The sequence below is a fragment of the Ehrlichia japonica genome (assembly GCF_000632845.1).
Taxonomy (GTDB): domain Bacteria; phylum Pseudomonadota; class Alphaproteobacteria; order Rickettsiales; family Anaplasmataceae; genus Ehrlichia; species Ehrlichia japonica.
In genome coordinates this window covers 884,556-905,937 of record NZ_CP007474.1, presented here as the reverse complement: position 1 = coordinate 905,937, position 21,382 = coordinate 884,556, and the positions used below count along the sequence as shown (strand labels likewise).

At 29.8% G+C, this 21,382-nt stretch carries 13 protein-coding genes; 6 read left to right on the top strand and 7 right to left on the bottom strand.

What is annotated here, in order from left to right; all coding sequences use genetic code 11:
- Positions 1-405 precede the first annotated feature (405 nt).
- Together EHF_RS03520 and thiE are read left to right on the top strand one after the other, a co-directional pair.
- Positions 406-1,227, top strand: coding sequence for a pyruvate, water dikinase regulatory protein (locus EHF_RS03520; protein ID WP_044195290.1), 822 nt, complete (start codon positions 406-408; stop codon positions 1,225-1,227).
- Positions 1,228-1,656: 429 nt separating this feature from the next.
- On the top strand, positions 1,657-2,712 hold the full coding sequence (gene thiE, locus EHF_RS03515; protein WP_044195288.1) for a thiamine phosphate synthase: 1,056 nt from the start codon (positions 1,657-1,659) through the stop codon (positions 2,710-2,712).
- An 839-nt stretch (positions 2,713-3,551) separates the two neighbouring features.
- Here the strand turns inward: thiE and EHF_RS03510 are convergent.
- Positions 3,552-4,844, bottom strand: a complete 1,293-nt coding sequence (locus EHF_RS03510; RefSeq protein ID WP_044195286.1) for an HlyC/CorC family transporter — start codon at positions 4,842-4,844, stop codon at positions 3,552-3,554.
- 150 nt (positions 4,845-4,994) lie between these two features.
- Between EHF_RS03510 and EHF_RS03505 the strand changes: the two genes are divergently transcribed.
- Entirely contained in the window at positions 4,995-5,279 is a 285-nt protein-coding gene (locus EHF_RS03505) for a YggT family protein (RefSeq protein ID WP_044195284.1), read from the top strand.
- Positions 5,254-7,839 (top strand): FtsK/SpoIIIE family DNA translocase, encoded by a 2,586-nt coding sequence (locus EHF_RS03500; RefSeq protein WP_044195281.1) that lies wholly within the window; start codon positions 5,254-5,256, stop codon positions 7,837-7,839. The genes EHF_RS03505 and EHF_RS03500 overlap by 26 nt, the downstream gene beginning before the upstream one ends.
- 756 nt (positions 7,840-8,595) lie before the next feature.
- On the opposite strand, the gene EHF_RS03495 is transcribed toward EHF_RS03500, so the two are convergent.
- Positions 8,596-9,582, bottom strand: a complete 987-nt coding sequence (locus EHF_RS03495; RefSeq protein ID WP_052349282.1) for a hypothetical protein — start codon at positions 9,580-9,582, stop codon at positions 8,596-8,598.
- Positions 9,583-9,863: 281 nt separating this feature from the next.
- Positions 9,864-11,036: an aspartate aminotransferase family protein gene (locus tag EHF_RS03490; protein ID WP_044195279.1), complete on the bottom strand. Its 1,173-nt coding sequence runs from the start codon at positions 11,034-11,036 to the stop codon at positions 9,864-9,866.
- A 156-nt stretch (positions 11,037-11,192) separates the two neighbouring features.
- Between EHF_RS03490 and EHF_RS03485 the strand changes: the two genes are divergently transcribed.
- Positions 11,193-12,605, top strand: a complete 1,413-nt coding sequence (locus EHF_RS03485; RefSeq protein WP_044195276.1) for a sensor histidine kinase — start codon at positions 11,193-11,195, stop codon at positions 12,603-12,605.
- A gap of 299 nt (positions 12,606-12,904) precedes the next feature.
- The gene (mutL, locus tag EHF_RS03480) at positions 12,905-14,983 is read left to right on the top strand and encodes a DNA mismatch repair endonuclease MutL (protein ID WP_044195273.1); all 2,079 of its coding nucleotides are present in this window, start codon (positions 12,905-12,907) and stop codon (positions 14,981-14,983) included.
- Between the two features lie 900 nt (positions 14,984-15,883).
- Here mutL and dprA read toward each other — a convergent pair.
- The 4 genes from dprA to EHF_RS03460 all read right to left on the bottom strand — a co-directional run bounded on the left by dprA (position 15,884) and on the right by EHF_RS03460 (position 20,801).
- Positions 15,884-17,008 (bottom strand): DNA-processing protein DprA, encoded by a 1,125-nt coding sequence (gene dprA, locus EHF_RS03475; RefSeq protein ID WP_044195270.1) that lies wholly within the window; start codon positions 17,006-17,008, stop codon positions 15,884-15,886.
- Positions 17,009-17,308: 300 nt separating this feature from the next.
- Positions 17,309-18,577 (bottom strand): beta-ketoacyl-ACP synthase II, encoded by a 1,269-nt coding sequence (gene fabF, locus EHF_RS03470; RefSeq protein WP_044195267.1) that lies wholly within the window; start codon positions 18,575-18,577, stop codon positions 17,309-17,311.
- 14 nt (positions 18,578-18,591) lie between these two features.
- Positions 18,592-18,867, bottom strand: a complete 276-nt coding sequence (locus EHF_RS03465; protein WP_024071848.1) for an acyl carrier protein — start codon at positions 18,865-18,867, stop codon at positions 18,592-18,594.
- 521 nt (positions 18,868-19,388) lie between these two features.
- A complete protein-coding gene (locus EHF_RS03460) occupies positions 19,389-20,801 on the bottom strand; it encodes a hypothetical protein (RefSeq protein WP_052349281.1) in 1,413 nt (470 codons plus the stop codon).
- Between the last annotated feature and the right edge of the window lie 581 nt (positions 20,802-21,382).

Genomic DNA, 21,382 nt, shown 5'->3' with positions numbered 1-21,382 from the left:
TGTGTGATTAGTAGATATCTATATGGTAGAATAATAAGAAAATATATAGTAGTAAAATCATAGGTTTTTTTAGGTAAGGAATGATAGGTTAATATTTATTCTACTTGTTAGGTGCTACTAAAATTTATTTATAATTTTTTTATGAATTAATAATAAGTTATATAATTATTGTTAATGTAAATACTAGTATTAAGTTTATATTTGTAGTCACTGCCTGTGCTTCCTTCAATAGTGAGGTAATATCGATTGTTAGAATGTATTATAAAGAATATAGGTCAGAGCTTTAATAAAAAATTTACATTTAAAATTACTTATTTTATCTTCTTTATATATGTGCACTTAAATGAAGCAAATTTTTTTGGAAGCTATTGTTAACATTTATATTATATCAGTAATCTATTTTATATGAGTACCCCTATTATTTTAAATCTGCATTTAATTTCTGATTCTACATGTGAAACTGTTACTTCAGTAGCTAGGTCTACATTAGAACATTTTAGAGCTATAGAAGTCAGTGAATTTGTCTGGTCATTTATTAATGATTATGAGCAGATAGATAAAATAATGTCGTTGATTGAAAAGGATAAATATAATTTTATCATGTATACAATGTTTGATGATAAGTTAAGGAAATATTTGAAGCAACAAGCTGGTATACAGGAAATACCATGTATTCCTGTACTATCACATGTTATTAGAGAAATTTCTTGTTATTTACATGTTAAGAGAGATCCATATGTTAATACTAATATTGGATTAGATGATGAATATTTTACGCGTATAGATGCAATTAATTATACTATTGCACATGATGATGGACAGAATCTTTGGGATATAGATCAAGCTGATATAATTATTTTAGGTGTTTCTAGAACTTCAAAGTCTCCAACCAGTATATACTTGGCTTATCGTGGGTATAGGGTAGTGAATATACCTTTAGTGCATTCTATTGAGTTATCTGTAGACCTATCGAATATGAAGGATAAACTTATTGTGGGATTAACTATTGATATTGATAGATTAATAGAAATAAGAAGGGCCAGATTAGTTTCCATGAGGAATCAAAATAATTATCAGTATGTTGATTATGAGCATGTACTGATGGAGGTTAAAGAAACAAAAAGAATATGTGCTCAAAATGGTTGGCCTATTATAGATGTTACGCAAAAATCTGTTGAGGAAATAGCAGCAACGATTATTCAGTATTTTAATAAAATGCAGCATTAATAGTAGTAGGTGTGTTATTATATTAAATAGAATGCTTAACTACTTTTTCTAATTTATAAAATATAGATTTTCTTTTTTGATAAGAACAGATTATATGTTAGGTAATTTTGTTGATGAAGTTGTAATGTGAAATACATATCAATTTTAGTAATATAATATCAATTAAGGGATAGCAAGTCTTGTTATTGATATATCTTATAGCAGTGTAATACGGGTATAGGTGTTTTTTTTCATGATTTATTTAGTGATCAATAAATAAGGTTTGTCTAGTTTGTGTATAATGAGTGTATTTTTAATATGTTGCATAGTTTGCTGATTTTTTTAATTTAGTGTGTTATGTGACTGTATGTTGTGTCTTTTTTAAGGTTTTGGTATTTCTATGTGATTTATTATTGTATACCTGTATAGATTGATGTTATAGCTTTTTCTATGTTTGAAAATGATTTGAATGAAGTATGTATTGTAGATAAAAGGGATTTAGTGCAATATTGTTGTACTACTCAGTTGGAAGATCCTGAAGATATTGTTCGAAGTGTAGATTTCTTATACTCTGTGAAAAAGAAAAGCATATATGTTATTGATGTTATAGATCAAAAATACGGTAAGTGTTGGGACTATTATTTTAATGGAGTAGAGCGCTTATGGTTCTTATATAACAAAGCATCATCTAATAATAAAGAAAACTTCTTATCTGTATATAAAGCATCTACATTAGTAAGTAAGTGTTTAAATCCTTGTGATTTTCAGAAAGATGCTTTAGTTATAGCTAGAGCTTTTGCTAATAGATCTGTTAAGAACGTTAGTTTTCTAGATGAAGAATGTTTTCCCACTATTATGCTCAATAAAGATGATTACTTTGATAAAAATTTTCATCCTATACTTGATCCGATAGGGTTTTATCAAATAGTCCCAGATTTGTTTTGGTTAAAATATGTGATTGATTTAGGAGTTAAAGTGGTGCAATTAAGAATTAAGGATGAGCCAATAGAAAAGGTAGAAGAAAAAATAAAAGAAGGTATTCATATTGCGAATCAAAATGATGTTAAACTATTTGTGAATGATTATTGGCAGCTTGCAATAAAGTATAAGGCTTATGGAGTACATTTAGGGCAGGAGGATTTAAAAGATGCAAACTTTAATGAAATATTTAATGCAGGTTTGAGATTAGGTGTTAGTACTCATTGTTATCATGAATTAGCAATAGCTAAATGTTTGCGTCCTTCATACATTGCTTTTGGTCCTATTTTCCCAACTACATTAAAAAATATGGATTTTATGCCACAGGGTGTGAATTTGCTTAACTATTGGGTTAGAAATTTACGATCTAAAATTGTGGCTATTGGTGGAATTAATTTGCTAAATGTGGATTCGGTAATTAGAACTGGTGTTAATGGAATAGCTGTTATATCGGCAGTTTTAAATAGTAAACATCCTGATAATGTTACATATGAATTTATACAAAAATGTAAGTCTATATGTTATTGAATATTCACATATATTTGTTATGTGTGAAATTATGATATAGATATGTGTATTCTATAGATCTATAGAATTTTAAAGCTGTAAAGCAATATTATGATCTTAATATTATTAAGTAATAAAAAATTTATTGGGTGGGATAAATATCTTATTGTAGTGATTCAAAGTTGTCACCTAGTAATTATACGATTGAAAATAGTGATTGTATAAACTTATTATAAAAATATATGCATAATGAATAACATGTTTATCTTCTACATGTTTAAAAAACGATGACATTATATGTATGACCATAGTTTAAGTATCTTTTGGTGTTTTGATATTTAAACTACATGTTACACTTAAATTTACCTTTTACTATATGAGATCAATAGATTTATTATTTAATGATGATTTGTGTTTATATAAAATCTGTTTGAGAATACTATATTTACTATAATATATGTATGTTCTTTTATTTAGGTTAGTGGTTCTTTATTTGAATTTTATTGAAAAATTTTATCAGTGCTGTTTTCTGTGATTTTTATTTTTCCATCTTGTATTGTTAGTATTTTTTTTAATTTTGGACAGTATATTTTTCATTATTATATTGGATAAAACAGTTGTAGATGTCAAATCTGTAGTTAATAAAACTTTTTTTAAGTGTTTTTACTACTTTTTATTCTGACATTTGTTCTTTTCTCAGCATCATGTAGAAAAATTTTGATAAAATTGTTGAATTTCATGTGGGGCTTTAATACAGATATTCCTACTTTAACTGTGATAGATGTTAGATCCATTTATTTAGATCTTAAAAAGATGTTTTATGCCTCATTTTATAGTGGAAGCATAAACGGTTGCATTTATTATTCTACCTTATGTTTTATAATGGATATATCTTGTGGAGATGTGTTAACTTGAATGTTAGAAATAGTATGACCACTTTTCTTTAGTATTTTGAATGATAACCCGTATAGTAAAAATTCCTCTCCTTCTTCAGGTATACGTTCGACCTCATATACAATTGCTCCTGCTAATGTTGATGCTTCTTCATCAGGTAGATTCCAACGTAATTGTCTATTGATGTCTCTAATGGAAGTAAAACCGTTAATATGATATATATTTTCAGAAATTTGTTTTATAGGAGCTTCTGTAGTAATATCATGTTCATCTGTTATGTCTCCGACTATTTCTTCAATAACGTCTTCTAATGTTACTATTCCTTGTAATGCTCCATACTCATCTATAACTAAGGCAAGATGTTTTCTATTTTTTAAGAAGTTATGAAGCTGCACACTCAATAAAGTTGTGTCTGGAACAAACCATGGTTTTGTCATTACGCTACAAAGGTCTTCTTGAGTAATGTTTTTACCTTTTTCTCGTATTAGTGTTATTACATCTTTGACATGTACTACTCCTATAATTTGATCTTCTTGGTTTTTCCACAATGGTATTCTGCTGTGAGAACTTGCTAGTATCTTTTTTATTAGATCATTTATATTTATATCTATGTTAAAAGCTAGTAAGTTTTTTCTGTGAGTCATTACTTGTGAAATTTCTGTTTCTGCCAAGTCTAATATGCTACTTAACATGTCTAAGTCTTGTTTAAGCATAGTTCCTTTACTGTCATGTAATGATATTAAGTTCCTCATAGCTTCTGCTGCTGAAATGATTTCTTTATCTTTATGCATATCTAGAATTTTTAAAATAAAGTCTATCATGTATTGTATTGATAATGTTATTGGAGATAAAATTAATACACAAAATGATAGCGGACACGATATGAGTAAAGCAGTCTTTTCTGGATTGAGTATAGCATAGCTCTTTGGTAATGCTTCAGAAAATATTAATATAAAAAATGTCATAATAACAGTTGAAAGCAATATTCCTTGCGGTCCTAAAATTTCAATAAAAATTGCTGTTGCAATAGAGGAAGCTGTTATGTTTATGATAGTATTACCTATTAACACAGTGTTGATCACAAGCTTTTTCTTTTGACTTAATGTGTTAATGATTTGAGCTCTCTTATTACCCCGTAACATTAATTTGTGAATAAGCGAGCTACTAATTGAAGTTATGCTTGTTTCTGCAGCAGAAAAAAATGCAGATAAAATTAGTAGTATAAGTATACTAAGTACTGAAGTTACTAATAAACCCATTGAGGATCAAAAATTAAAGTAAACTTTACATAATAAATAATACTCTTGAGTTTTTCAAGTTGAATTTTCTCTTTTAATTGACTATAATTTTAGTGTATTGTACACTTGATACTTAATATATATTGTTAATTTTAGAGAACTATTACTTATATGCATCCTTTGGTATATTTACTTGATACACTGTTGAGTATTTATAATTTCTCTTTAATGTTATGGGTAATATTAAGCTGGTTGATAGCCTTGAATGTTGTCAATAGGTATAATGAGATTGTTAATAGTGTCTTTTTGTTATTATCTAAGTTAATATCTCCTGCTTTGGGTTTTATTAGAAGGATTTTGCCTTTTACTATTTCCTATAATTTTGATCTTTCACCTCTTGTATTATTAATATTTATTAATTTTGTAAGGTATGCTTTGCGTTACTATTTTGGGTAAGATAGTTGAGAGTATGAAATCTGTACTTAGTAGAACTTTTTTCTTTGTGAAAATATTGTCATTATCCTTTATTGTAGCGTTTGTATCTTTATCAATCCTTACTTATCATGCTGATGATTTATCTTTCAATGTAGCAACTGACTCTCCTGTAAAAAATTTGTGTGGGACTATTGGGTCTCATGTAGCTGATATTTTAGTGCAAATATTTGGCATATCTAGTCTTGTGATGATTCCTTTAATGATCTTTTGTATTGTTAATATGTTATATTGTGTTAATAGGAACATTTATTTGTACCTTATTAGTAGCCTTGTTATTGTGACTGGGATAAGTGGATTGATATCAAATGTTTCTCTGAAAATCATTCATAAGTGTTATTATTGTGGTATTTTAGGTACTTATTTTCATAATTTTCCAATTATTGTGTTGCTTGCTATAATACTAATGGGTATTGCTGGGGTTATTGGTTGGAAAAAAATTGTATATCTTTATGGTATCTTTTTGAGAATATTTAGTAGGTTGACTTGTAAATATAGCAATACTAGTGATGCTACTGGAAGAGAAGAAGGTTATCAAGGTTTAGGGCAAGCTCAAGAATTTTATAATGTCGAAAACTTACTAGATGAGGAAGGGTTAACGAAAGGATCGATAGAAGAAGCAGTAGAAGAAGACAGATTAGCGTACGAGTTGGGTTTTTTAGATAGAGAAGGATTGGAGTTTCAAATTAAAGAAGATAATGATGCTAGATACGATAATAATGAAAAAAATGATGATAGATATGGTGATAATGAAGAAGATGATGGTGGATATGGTGATAATGAAGAAGATGATGGTTGGTATGGTGATGAGGAAGAAGATGATGGTGGATATGGTGATAATGATGAAGAAGATGATGGTGGATATGGTGATAATGATGAAGAAGATGATGGTGGATATGGTGATGATGAAAAAGATGATGGTGGATATGGTGATAATGATAAAGAAAATGATGATAGATATGATGACTGCGGTAGTGAAAGAGCAAAAATGGCTTATAATAAACCTCAGATAGATCTTCAAGTAATTCAAGAAAAAAAAAAGAAAAAAGAATTTATATTACCTAGTGTTGATTATTTGCCTAAATCTAATCCAACAGGTGAAAGGGAATTTCGTCCAGATAATAATGTTGTTAGTCTACTTGACAAGGTACTGAAAGATTTTTCTATACATGGGAAGATAGTTAATATTAGATATGGTCCGGTAGTAACGTTATATGAATTTGAGCCATCTGCTGGGACTAAATCATCGAGGGTTATAGGTTTATCTGATGATATTGCTCGTTCTATGAGTGCTTTGTCGACACGTATATCAGTTATTCCTGGAAGGAATGTTATGGGTATAGAATTGCCTAATCACTATAGGGAAATAGTGATGTTACGTGATTTGTTGGAAAGTGAACAATATAGAGATTCTAGACTTAAGCTGCCTATAGCTTTAGGAAAAGGGATAGATGGGGAAGTGGTCATAGCTGATTTGGTGAAAATGCCGCATATTCTTATTGCTGGTACTACAGGTTCTGGAAAATCTGTGGCAATTAATACTATGATTTTATCTCTAGTTTATAGCTTAACCCCGGATCAATGCAAAATGATTATGATTGATCCCAAAGTATTAGAGTTATCAGTCTATAATTCTATACCACACTTATTAACTCCAGTAGTGACTGAATCTAAAAAGGCTATTGCTGCTTTAAAGTGGGTGGTAAGTGAAATGGAGAATCGCTATCGGTTGATGTCTGATATTGGAGTGCGTAACATTGTTGGTTATAATGATAAAATTAAGGAAGCAATTAGTGAAAATAGAGTTCTTGAAAAAGTATTGCAGACAGGATTTGATAAGGAGACAGGGGAAGCAATTTTTGAGAAGATTATAATAGAGCCTCGTGTTTTTCCCTATATTGTAGTGATAGTAGACGAAATGGCAGATCTAATGCTTGTAGCTGGAAAAGAAATTGAGTCTTCGATACAAAGGTTGTCTCAAATGGCGAGAGCTGCTGGGATTCATATAATTATGGCAACTCAGCGTCCTTCTGTTGATGTAATAACAGGAGTAATAAAGGCAAATTTTCCAACAAGGATTAGCTTTGCTGTAACATCAAAAATAGACAGTAGAACTATTCTTGGTGAACAAGGAGCAGAGCAGTTACTTGGTATGGGTGATATGCTGTATATGGTATCTGGTGGTAGAATAATACGTGTTCATGGAGCTTTTGTTAGTGATGATGAAGTACAGAATATAGTTGAATATTTAAAATCTCAAGGTGTTCCGGAGTATATAGAAGGGATTACACAAATCCAACAAGATTATGATTACTGCATAGATGATAATGTTTCTGAGCGTGATGATGAATTATATCAACAAGCAGTTTCAATAGTGATGAGAGATAGAAGAGCTTCTATTAGTTATATACAAAGACAATTGAGAATAGGATATAATAGAGCTGCAAATTTAGTAGAACGCATGGAAAGAGATGGTGTTATTGGAATTGCAAATACTGGAAAACGGGAAATATTGCTTGAGTAATGTAGGGAATTATGATCAATCAACATTTTTTTATACTTTTGTTGAAATTGTATTCTAGTATATTTTATAATACATACTAACTTCTAGTACTGCTATTCTGTTTTTAGATTAAGGTATCATTATGGCAGTAGAAGACTAAAATTCTCTTTCTGATTTCTTTAATTTATCAATACTGCTGTAAAGTGTTAAGCCTAGTACTGTTTCTACAGTGTAGCAGCTTTTAATGTAATTCTTTTTTTGGAAAACTTACTAATAGGCAACCACGATAATATAATACCAGAGTTTTCCTTCTAGACTTTTTACATTTATTAGTGTTGCTATAAAGCCATGAAACTGATTCTGTTCTTCCTATAGATTCAAGTATTATCTAATGGTTAGTAATATATGGCAAGAAAAAGAACTAGAATCCTTCTTCTGTTTTTAATTTTATTAATACTTCTTAAATCATTATAACTGTATAATCGTACGATATAGTTTTTAGTGCTGCTTTTATTTTTCAAGGTTTCAAATAGCCACAGCACCACTTGTCATGGGTCCTTCCAGGATGATGAATAATAGATAATAGTACTAGTATTTCTAAAGACCATTTTGCCTGATTTGATTACTACAATATGATAGCTTTCTGACTTTATAGTAGCTTCAAATAATCGTGCTGCAAATATCTTATGCCGGTTAAAAGGATAAGCAAGGACCTATAACTTGAATCCTCAAATAATATGTTATTAACTAAAATAGCTTAATTGTACACCAATGCGGCTAAGTAACTGATAGGGAGCGTTCTGATGCAATAAGCTGCTCAGCACAAACAGCACAAACAGCACAAACATCATCTAAGCCACCAAGGAGGGGAGTATTGATACCTGAATCACTAGTCTGACTTTTTTCAGCTTTGCTATCGATATACTTTTCTATTAAAAATGCTGCAATAAACGCAAGTACTGTTATCAATTCTAAACAGAGTACAGCAGTATCTTGAAAACTATAAAGATCCTGCATTCTTCCACTAAGTGATACCGCTTCTAGAATATGACATATACAATGAACTGCTTCAAAAACTAAAATAACAGCACATAGAATTGTGAAATTACGAGATCGTCTTTTTTCTTTCTCGGAATTACCTATTTTGCATGATATACCTGCGTCTAATAACCTTAAAACACAAGAAACAACACCTAAAAAAGGTGCAGTGACTGATAGTAATAAACTTAATTGTTCAAGTGTTGGATTACCGCCCATAGAAAGCATTATTAATGATGCGATGGAGACTATAATCCACATCAATTGTGAAACAATAGTAAGAGAATTCTCAGAAACTTGAAGATTAGTCTGTGTTTTTGCTAACTTATTATGTTTTATAGATTCATCTGTGTTTTTTCTATCTGATGTTTCTGATGAATCTTGAGAGATCTTTTGTTTATTTATTGATTCTTTTATTGCAAGTGCTGAATTGATAATCATGGCAACTGTAACTATTGTACAAGTAACATAAAAAGCAATAGCTACTATGCGTTTAATGCGTTCAGAAACAAAAACATGGGTTGATACTAAATTGAATATAGAAGATGCCGCTTCTATTACTAGCCCAATAAAAGAGATCCCTAAAAATAATTGGTCATAATTTATACTTTTATGCTTTTTATCTGGTGATTTTTCTAACATAGGGACAGCTTCTTGTAGCTTTGGATCACGTTTACGTGATTTATTAGATGATAAATCCACTTTTCTATTTTCTATTAATATCATAGCCCTATACCACGTTAACTTAAAAATAGCTGAGATGAATACAAACGTATGTGAACACACAATACAGACATATATTAAAGCATACCATATAAATTATGAAACATCAAGTTGATTTTTATTGAGGATACTTACTTTATAAATAACTTTTTAGTGTAGTAATAATTTTTTTTCTGAACACGACCATTACTTATAATACCAATTAGTAATGTATAAATTACTAACCTACATACTATACTATAGGTTGCAGCATTATTAAAAAATTTGAGACATCATTTAAGTTTTTACTGATGATGTTTATCTTGTAAATAACTTTCTAATATAGCAATACCTTCATCAAGTTCTCGTTGAGTAATTATCAAAGGAGGCACTATTCTTAAAGTATCATCGCTTGCAACGCTAGTTAGTAATCCGTAACTTGTTAATCCACTCATTAATGCTCTACTGTCAGTGTTGACTTTCACCCCTATCATAAGTCCCCTGCCTTTGATTTGTTCAATTACTGGAAACTTACTGGCTAAATCTTCTAGTCTTTTGTATAGGTAATGACTATTTTTAGTTACATTGTCTAAAAAACCATCTTTTAAAATTTCTTGAACTACAGCCAGGGCAATAGTAGTTGCTAGCGGATTTCCTCCAAAAGTAGAACCATGCATGCCAAGACCCATAAACTGAGCAGCGTTGTTAGTTGCTAGAGTTGCTGATATAGGGAAACCTCCACCTAATCCTTTTGCAAGACAACATATGTCAGGGGTTACTCCGACGTGTTCATAAGCAAAAAACTTTCCTGTTCTCCCACTTCCACATTGTACACAATCAAAAATTAATAATATATCATTTTGATCACAGATCGTACGTAACTCTTTTAAAAAAGAATCATCAAGTACATTTATTCCACCTTCTCCTTGTATGGGCTCTACTAATATTGCACCTGTGTTTTTGTTAATTGCATTTTTTACGGATGTGATATCAGGATTTACATTATCAAACCACTCAACATATGGTTTAAGTAAAGGAGAGAATTTACTTGGATCATTTGCTGAACATGCAGCATATGTTCTTCCGTGGAAAGATTTTTTCATTGTGATGAATCGATGACGTTGGGTATTACCTTTCCCACATTGATATGACTTTGCTATTTTCAAGCAGCAATCTATGGACTCTGCGCCTGAATTCCCAAAAAATACTTTGTCAGCAAAGCTAATATCTACTAACTTTTGTGCTAGCTTTATAGCTTCAGGTATTGTATACAAATTTGATAAATGCCAAAGCTTTTCACCCTGTGTTCTTAATGCACTTACCAATGTTGGATGAGCATGCCCTAAGGAGCTGACCGCAATTCCTGCATAAAAATCTACATACTTTTTTCCGTTGTAATCATATAAGTAAACTCCTTTTCCATGTGAAAAAGTGGTACTAGATGGTGCATACACTGGTAAAATTACTGAATTATTCATTTAAATTTCCTTAAAATTTTAAGATAGCTATTTACGTATATAGCAATGCAAGCTACATGTGTTATGATAGCACGATATTGTTATAGATCAACTAAGAAAAAGTTTATAAATAACACCATATACATATTATCATGCTATGGGTGATTGGGTGTATATATGAGATATTTTCGAATTTTGTTGTTAATGTTTTTGGTGATTACTTTGTTTTTTGCGGTTGGTTATACACATACATACCTAAGGGAGGATTATTTGTATGAAGTGTCAAAGGAAATCAATCTGAATATTAAGGCAATACTTGTTAATTCTGTCATCAATAAGTATGTTCAATTATTAGCAAAAGCTCCAAGTCATGTAGCGACCAATACATACTATATGAATTTACTAATAAAATTACGTGCTGAATTTCTCAAAGCTTTAGGTGGAGTAAAAGATCTTCACGTTATTTTATATAATGTAGATGGGAATGTTATATTTTCTAATAGAAGTAGTGAAGATATTGCAGATCAAGATCTACTGTTGTCTTCTGAAGATATGAATTCATTATTGAAAGGGGAATATGTAGATCATAAGATTAGTCATGGGGCAACTACTACTTCTATATTTCCTATATTCTCATTGTATGATAAAGATAGTAGTCCTTTGATGTTTTTGAAGATAATTAAAAATTCAGAGAATTTATCTAGTGTTATTGTAAACTTCTATACTGTATTTTTAGTGATAGTTGTACTAATCATTATTATATTTGTTGTTGTAACTTGGTGTATATATTATAGAAATACAAAGATGCTAAGTAGGCAGTATGATGCTAACTTAAAATTAAAAGAAGCGAAAGAAGTAGCAGAACAAGAAAATGTAAGTAAATCACAGTTTCTTGCAAATATTAGTCATGAGTTGCGTACTCCATTGAACTCTATTATTGGATTTTCGGAGATGATCAAAGCTGAATCTATGGGTGCTATAGGGAATACTCATTATAAGGAATATATAAATGATATTCACAATGCTGGTGTTCATTTATTGAGCTTAATTAATGATATTTTAGATTTTTCTAAAGCTGAAGCTGATAAATTAGTAGTAGAATTTGTAAAATTTGATCTAGGAAAAATTGTTTCTTCCTGCTTTAATATGCTGCTTCCAAGAGCTGAGCAGGCAAAAGTAAAACTTGAAAAAGTATTACCACCTAATAAGGCTGTAATGATTGCAGATCCTAAAAGAATGAAGCAAGTGATAATTAATTTGTTGTCTAATTCAATAAAATTTACTCCTGAAAATGGGTGTGTAAAATTAGTAGTAGAATATGATCTTGAAGAGGAAGTAGTTGTTATTGAAATTATTGATAATGGTATAGGTATAGCACAGCAAGATTTGTATAAAGTTATGTCTATTTTTGGACAAGTGGATAGTAGACATGCTCGTAAATATGAAGGTACAGGATTGGGGTTACCATTAAGTAAGAAGCTAGTTGAATTGATGAATGGAGTATTCAAAATAAAAAGTGAACCTAATTTAGGTACTATAGTAACATTAACGTTCCCATATACTGATGTGCTTGAAGAGAAAGGTTTTTAGTGATTTGTAGTTCTATTGATGAAGTAGAGAGTATATCATATATGCTGTTTTTATTAACAGATAGTGCATTGATTTAAAGTAGTGTTAAGTATGTGGTGTGGTTTATATGTACTATTTTTAATTGTAGTAAGTTATGTAGGTTGATAAGATTAAGCTTTTATGTATTTCTAAGGAATTGTTGTATTATGATAATAAATTGCTGGATGATTTATGTTGGATATTTAGTGGTTGTATTACTAAGAAATACTTGTTATTCCTATACGTTTGTAACCTATTGTTTCAGTTATTAGTGTTAGCATATGTCAATTATACTATTAGATCCTAGAACAATTAATAGAATTGCTGCAGGAGAAGTTATAGAATGTCCAGCTAGTGTAGTTAAAGAATTAGTTGAGAATTCAATAGATGCTAAGGCTACTGTTATTAGTATTACAATAGAACGTGGAGGACGTAATTTAATAATTGTTAGTGATAATGGTATTGGAATTAAAAAAGAAGATATAGAAATTGCATTTGCTCGTCATGCAACATCTAAACTTCCTGATGGTGATTTATCTAAAGTCAGATCTTTAGGGTTTAGAGGGGAAGGATTAACTTCTATTGCGGCTGTTAGTAAAGTAAAAATGGTTTCAAAGCATCAGGATTCTGATACTGCATGGTTAGTGGTATTTGAAGGTGGAGAGAAAACGCAAGAGTTAATACCAGATGCACTTTCTTGTGGTACTTATATTGAAGTAAGAGATTTATTTTTTGCTACACCTAATAGATTAAAGTTCCTTAAAACAGAAAAAGCAGAAATTCAATCTATTATTGATATGATCAATAAGCTGGCTATGGTAAATCATGGTATAATGTTTTCATTATTTGTTGATAACAAGCAGATATTTAAGTATTTAAAGCAACAATCAAATATTGATAGATTATCTGAAATAAAAACTTTGGGAGTGGAGTTTTATAAAAATTCTTTACCACTAGTAAGTATAAAAGAGAAGGAGATTCAATTGTCAGGATACATTGGATCTCCTACATTAAGTCGCAGTAAGTCAAGTCTTATATATACTTTTGTTAATGGTCGCCCTATTTATGATAATTTACTGATAGGTGCAGTGAGATATGCTTATAGTGATTTTATAGAAAAGGATAAATATCCGGTTGTTGTATTGCATCTTGATATTCCATGTGATCAAGTTGATGCTAATGTTCATCCAAATAAATCTGAAGTAAGATTTCAGGATAAAAAGTTAGTATATAGAACTGTAGTTAATGCAATTAAAGAAGCGTTATCTGTCAACATAAATATGAAGTTAAAGTCTGTTGGTGAACTTGAAAATGATCATTTTATTCAGAACAATGTTGCTAACATGAGAAACTCACAAAATATTGGTAATAATGTTCCTTCCGAATTTTCTAAGCTTCTTCAAAATAAGAAACAATTATTTAATAACAGTATACAAAAATATAATCCTACAGACATAGATGCGGATGATCAATCTTTATGGGATAATAGTATTTCTTTTTGTAAAGATTCAAGAACAATAACAGATAAGCTTAAAGAGGAGAGAATTGATGAGAATTTTGGAGACCCTAATGACAAGAAAAAATCTGAAGTAGAAACTAGTAATTTGGACATATTGAAAGAGAATAAAGATCTTGTTAGTTTAGCTAACGATCTTCTACAAGAGTCCCTAAATAGTGATAAGTTTAGTGTTGCAAGTAATTCTATTGATTTAGAATTAACTGATACATTGAAACTGAGAAATCATCAAAAAATACCAAACAATTCGTTAATTGATACTTACCCATTAGGTTATGCTTTGTGCCAAATACATAATAGGTATATTATCTCTCAAACTCAAGATTCTATTGTTATTGTTGATCAACACGCAGCTCATGAAAGATTAACTTATGAATATATGAAGCAAGTTATGGAAAAAGAGGGAATAAAACGTCAAATACTATTGATACCTGAAATTGTTGAAATGAATAGCCATCTTGATTTGGAACTACTTGTTGAATATAAGGCAAAATTATTAAAACTTGGATTGCTAATTGAACCACTTGGTAATATGTCAGTAGTAGTACGGGAAGTTCCGGCAATTTTTGGAAGTTTTGATATTAAATCACTTATTGTGAATATAATTGATAGTGTTATGGAAGTAGGCGATACTTTATTCTTAGATGATAAAATTAAGAATATATGTGGTACAATAGCATGTTATAGTTCTATTAGGAGTGGTAGAAGATTAAAGATTGAAGAAATGAATGCTATTTTAAGAAACATGGAAAATACTTCACATTCTGGACAATGTAATCATGGTAGACCAACTTACGTAGAATTGAGTTTAGTTGAAGTAGATAAGCTTTTTGCAAGGAGATAATAGATGGTTTTGAGGATTAAGGTATGTGTATGAGTTTGCGTATTTAATGTTGCCAGTTACATCTAGTTTTTTTATTATCATGGTATGGATAAAATAGTTGGTATAGCAGTTTATAAGGTTTATGAGGTTAGTAACTAGAGTCAGCTTATCTTAGAAAGGTATTTAATAATATGGAGTGTAATAAATATAGAATTTTGTATTAATTATTGCTTTTTTACTAAGTTGAATTATAGAGTAATTGTATAAAAAAATTAGTATAGGTCTGTAATATATGAGATAAATTCAATTTCATGAAGGTATGGATTATGTTCATTCACAATAGGTAGGATGTATATATTTTTATCAGGTGATTTTCAAAGTAGTCTTGAATTTGTATATTTAGAAAAGGTTGATATACATTTTTATGGGTGTTTCTCTATGGTTATATAAAAGTAACTTGCTTATATGAGGTGCTGAGAAAAATAATTTTATATGAAATATTGATTTTATAGATTTTAAAGTTTGCTTCTATGTTGGGGCAATTTTATTGTTAGGATCTTTCTATTTTTTAGTTTATGTAGTTATAGTAATAGCTTCTTATATGAGGTGCTGAGAAAAATAATTTTATATAAAATATTGATTTTATAGATCTTAAAATTTGCTCTATGTTGGGGCAATTTTATTATTAGAATCTTTCTGTTTTTTTAGTTTGTGTGGTTTAGTAATAACTTCTTATATAAGGTGCTGGAAAAAATAATTTTATATAAAATATTGATTTTATAGATCTTAAAGTTTGCTCTATGTTGGGGCAATTTTATTATGTACAATTTTCTATTATTACATGGTCTGTCTAATATTTAACAGTGACTTACTTGTACAAGATACTGAAAATATTGACTTTTTTGAAATCTTGAAATTCTTTTAATGTACTAGAGCAACTTTATTGTTAGGAAATCTTTCTATTTTTTTTGATGCTTCTAGCTCAACTAAGGCTGTTAGAATACTACTTATGTTCAAATTGGTAAATTCGATAATTTCTTCAATTTCAGTTGGGCTATGGGTAATATACTGTAAAATCATGTCTTTTGCATTATTGATTTCATGGAAATTATTGCTATTTTTTGTTATATTATCGGATAGTGGGTACTGGGTATAGGGTTTGTAGCTGTTAAATTGTAGACTTTCTATTATGTCACTTGTAGATTCTACTAATTTTGCTCCATTTTTTATTAGGCTATTGCTTCCTCTGCATCTATGATCGAGTGGTGATCCAGGGACTGCGAATACTTCTCTGTTTTGTTCTAAGGCAAAATTTGCTGTAATAAGTGATCCTGATTGTATGGAAGCTTCAACAACTACTACTCCAAGTGATAATCCAGAAATTATGCGATTACGTTGTGGAAATAATTGAGCTCTTGGTAATGTAGAAAAAGGAAATTCTGTAATTATTAATCCTCCTTTGTCTATTATGGTGTTATATAAATGTGTGTTCTCTTGTGGGTACACTATATTGATCCCACTTGCCATTACAGCAATTGTTGGTAATTGATGGGAAATTATATCGTGTGCGGATTTATCTATTCCTCTTGCTAGTCCAGATACTATAACAAAGCCAGAATTAGCTAATTCATATGATAGCTTATAAGCAAAGGTTTTTCCATTAATTGAGGGATTCCTACTTCCTACGATTCCTATTATTTTTTCTTTTAATAGAAGTGAATTTCCTAATACTGTTAGAACTGGAGGGTAATCGTGGATATTGCGTAGGATTTCTGGGTAGTCTTCGTCAAATACTGTAATTATTTTACCACCGATCTTGCTAGTATTTTCAATCTCTAATTCTGCTACTTCAGTAGAGCATATATTGTGAATTTTATTATTGATTCTAGATTTCTTTATTAAACTTGGTAGGACTTCTAGTGTGTGTTGACAAGTTTTGTATAGCTTAATTAGTGCATAGAATGTTGATGGTCCTATATTTTGTGTCCTTATTAATCTAAGACATGATATAAGTTCTTGATTCGATAGTTCTTTCTTGGTTTGCATAGTGAATTTTATATTTATATTTAATAATATAAGTTAAAATATTAACTAACAATAATCAAATAATTAGTAATAAAAATGATATTACAATTGGTATTGTTTATTTATATATTTGATGTTTATTAAATAAGTTCATGTAATAAATACATACCATGCTAGTATTTTAATTAGCTGCTATAACAGTAATCAAGCTATACTGATGAAAAATAACCTAATGCATCAATAATACTCTTAATTAATGGACAAAAAGTTATAAAAATACAAGATCGTATATTGAGATGTTATAGCATAGTCAAGATGATTTTATATTTTACCAAACACCAGAGATACATTTACTCCACCAAATCCAAAAGAATTGGAAAGACAATAGTTAACCTTGTGCTCCTGTGTATTGAGTGGCACAAGATTTAATCGTGGATCTTCGGAAGACTCGTATAGATTTAATGTAGGTGGAACAATTCCTGTATTCATAGCAAGTATACAAAATATAGCTTCAACACTTCCTGCTGCCCCAAGTAAATGTCCTATAGAAGATTTAGTTGATGATATTGGAATTTTATATATGCTTTCTTTGAATACATTTTTTATTGCTTGAATCTCTGCGCTGTCTCCTATAGGAGTGGAAGTCCCATGTGCATTTATGTAATTTATAGATTCTGGGCTTAATTGTGCACTAGATAATGCTAACTCCATAGCTTTTGCTCCGCCTTTCCCTTCTGGATGAGGTGCTGATATGTGATATGCATCTGAAGTCATTCCATATCCTAATAATTCTCCGTATATTTTTGCCCCGCGTTTTTTTGCATGTTCATAGTCTTCTAACACAACTATCCCTGAACCTTCTCCCATGACAAATCCATCCCTTTGTTTATCCCAAGGACGTGATGCTAATTTTGGAGTATCATTAAACTTTATTGAGAGTGCTTTCATAGCTGCAAATCCTGCAATCCCTATACGACAGACTGCACTTTCTGTACCACCTGCTATCATCACGTCTGCCTCACCAGATTGAATAATTCTTGCTGCATTGCCTATAGCATGTGCTCCTGTCGAACATGCAGTTACTACTGCATCACTTAATCCATAAAATCCATACTTAATAGATATGTGACCAGATACCAAATTAATTAAGCTTGCAGGAATAAAAAAAGGACTAACTCTTTTTGGGCCACGATCTTTCAAACATATAACAGTTTTCTCTATAAATGGAAGTCCACCTATTCCTGATCCTACTATTATTCCTACTCTACTGTAGTCAAGGCCTTTATAATCCAGTAGATTAGAGTCATTAACCGCTTGAGTAGCAGATGCTATGCCAAAATGAATAAAAGTATCCATTTTTTTTAAATCTTTCTCGGGTATATAATCTTCGGCATTAAAAACATATTCTTCAGATTCAGATTTCATTGTTACCTGGCCAGCTACTTTACAGTCAAGGTCAGATGTGTCAAATCTATTTATTTTCCTTATACCTGAGACTCCTTTAGATAAAAGATTCCATACTGTTTTTACATCACTACCCAGAGAAGTGACTAAACCTAATCCGGTAATAACAACTCTCTTTTTTGTCATAGAAGGTACTCCTATTAGTTATTACTCGATAACTTATTACGTATATATTCTTCTATTTTATCTATAGTTTCAAGTTCTTGTGCTTCTTCATCGGAAATTTCTATGGAGAAATGGTCTTCTAAGCACATTACTAAGTCTACAAAATCAAGGCTATCAAGATTTAAGTCTTTTGCTAAATTAGTGCTACCAGAAAGGGTAGCCTTCTGCTCATCTTTAAGCTTTAAACAATCAATCACGATTTTAGTCACAGTATCTTTGACAGATTCTAGCTTTTCGTCACTACTTTCCATAATTTATCCATTAAAAATTGAAATCATACATATTTATTAAATATAAGTTTGCAAAAAACGAATGTCGTGAATGCCACACTAACACGCGCAATATTAAATTTATAATAATAACAATTTAAAAGCTCAATAGGGTGAAATTTTTGTAGTGATTCTATCAATTGAAACAAAAATCATACCTACTGCCATCTAATATATAACATACAAGTATAAGAATCAACTTATTTAATCTCTAATTATCGTCATATCAATTTGATACTTTTAAGCATTTATCCTAAATGTATGTGTAGTTATAAAATACTTATATGAAGAAACAAGAAAAAGGATATCTTTAATTTCTTTTACAGTATTTTATTATAATCATGAAAATATACTTGTTTTATAGGATACTAAGTGTTGTTTTTATATATACAATTGCAATCAATATGAACTCAAATTCTACTTAAATTTGTGTAAATCTGATTATGAATAACGTATGCCATTATCTACCATCGACCAATGGTATCTTGATTCAAATGTAATGTTCACTTGTGACATTGTACTCCTGTGATTTCTGTTGTTGTTACATTGCTAAGTATTCTATGTAGTATTGGTTGAGTAGTACTAAATGAAGTATCATTAGTGGTTCTTATGCTATCTTGATAATTGATGGTTTGTGCAATTGGGTTATAATCATCAGTGTTAAGTTTTCTTTTTCCACTTCTAATTATTGGTGTTCTTAGTTGAGTACCACTTACAGATGGATTATCATTAATTTTGAGGATATATTCATTACCTAAGTTTTGAGCACTCTGTTGATTGTGTATGAGGTCGATATTCTGTGTTAGTGATTCAGCAGGAGAAGTGGCAGTGTTATTTCTTTCCTTGATGGTAATATTTATATTATATACGTTATTTCCTTTCAGTGTTTGGGTGCTTTTATTAAATGGATATAAAATTTTTTCATCCATATTGTATAAAAATTGATAAGCTAAATTAATATTGTTTGGTAGTTGATTGGTTAAATTTCTACTACTATGTACTACTATATTGTGTTCTATTGTGCTTATATTTTGTACGTTGATGTCTGTTAGTGAGAACGTGATTGAGCTGGGATACTTATTATGATTGTAGTAAGAAAAGTATGTAGCTTTATTATTCCCTATCATTGTATTAGCTAGGACTATATGTTCTAGCCTCTTGTAATGAGGGTGAAAATATTTTGACAACTGTATTTCTTCTTGTAAGAAGGTATCTGGTTTTATCTTAATTTGTAAAAATTTAAGGTTTGGAAAATGACTTATAATAGAAATTTGGTAATTTTCTAAGAATAAGCATTCTATATGGTTAGCAGTAAGATGGTTACCAGCCAACATGAAATCGGTGTTGCTATATTGCTTGCTACTCTTTAAAGACGAATCGGAAGCTCTGTTCTTAAGAATTAATATTCTTAAGTTATGTTGTCGATTGAAATACTCTGTAAAAGCTCGAATATGTTTTTTCCATATAGGTTCTGCATAAAGTTCTAGAAATACTACGTTTTTTAAATACGTACTTGCATCACGGTTTTTTATATTAATATGGTGTATACTGTGAATATGATTGTTATAAAGTTTAGAACACTTGGTTTCTATTATTCCTATAATCAAGAGTTCAAAGATTTCTTTGACATCCAAAACATTATGAAGTTTTTTTTGAATACAATTTAGTAATAGTAAATTTATTATGCATTCTGTATTGATAATTTGTATTTGAGGGTATTCTTTAGTAGCATTTTTATAGTTGTAATAGTGTTGATTAGATAATATGGGTTTGATATTTTTATTCACAAACCTGTAGAGTGACTCATTTTTGCTTGATTTATATTGATGAAAATCAAGTTGTGGTATTTCTGATATATTCAGTATTTTTTTTAAGATAGATTCTAGGCTGGTGTATCTGATAATTTCAAATGGCATGGAAGCTCTTTAATATTTTTAATATTATTTTTACAAAGTTTCATAATTTTTAATAAAAGTCAATTTTTTAGGAAAAATAGCAAAAAATATTAATTTTTTTCTATAAAAACGAAATGTAGTGTTTTATTTTATTGATATAATTTAAAACTTTTAAAGTATGCTAGATGTTTTATTTGTTAGTTTATAATGTTTTGCTAAGTATGTTATTATATGAGTATTGTAGTTGTATATAATTGTCTCGATATATATTTTCATAATTTCTTGGATGAATTAATAACCTAATAATAGTTAATGTCTTGCTATGTTTTTTATGTGATATTATCTGTTTTTGAATTATCAGAGTTTGTTGTTTTAATGTAATGGGTATTAACTTTCATTTTTGTATAAGGTAATTTGGGTAAAGATATGGTTTATATCTATGTGTTTTGTTATGCATGTTTTTTTTTTTTAATCTGGCATATAGTAATATGCTGTTGGAAAAAAAGCTGTATTCTTAGTTGTGTAGTGGAATTGCTAATAAACTTTATTTGTTAGAATATTATTTTAAGTTAATAATCAGAATGCGTTAAATCTCTTACATT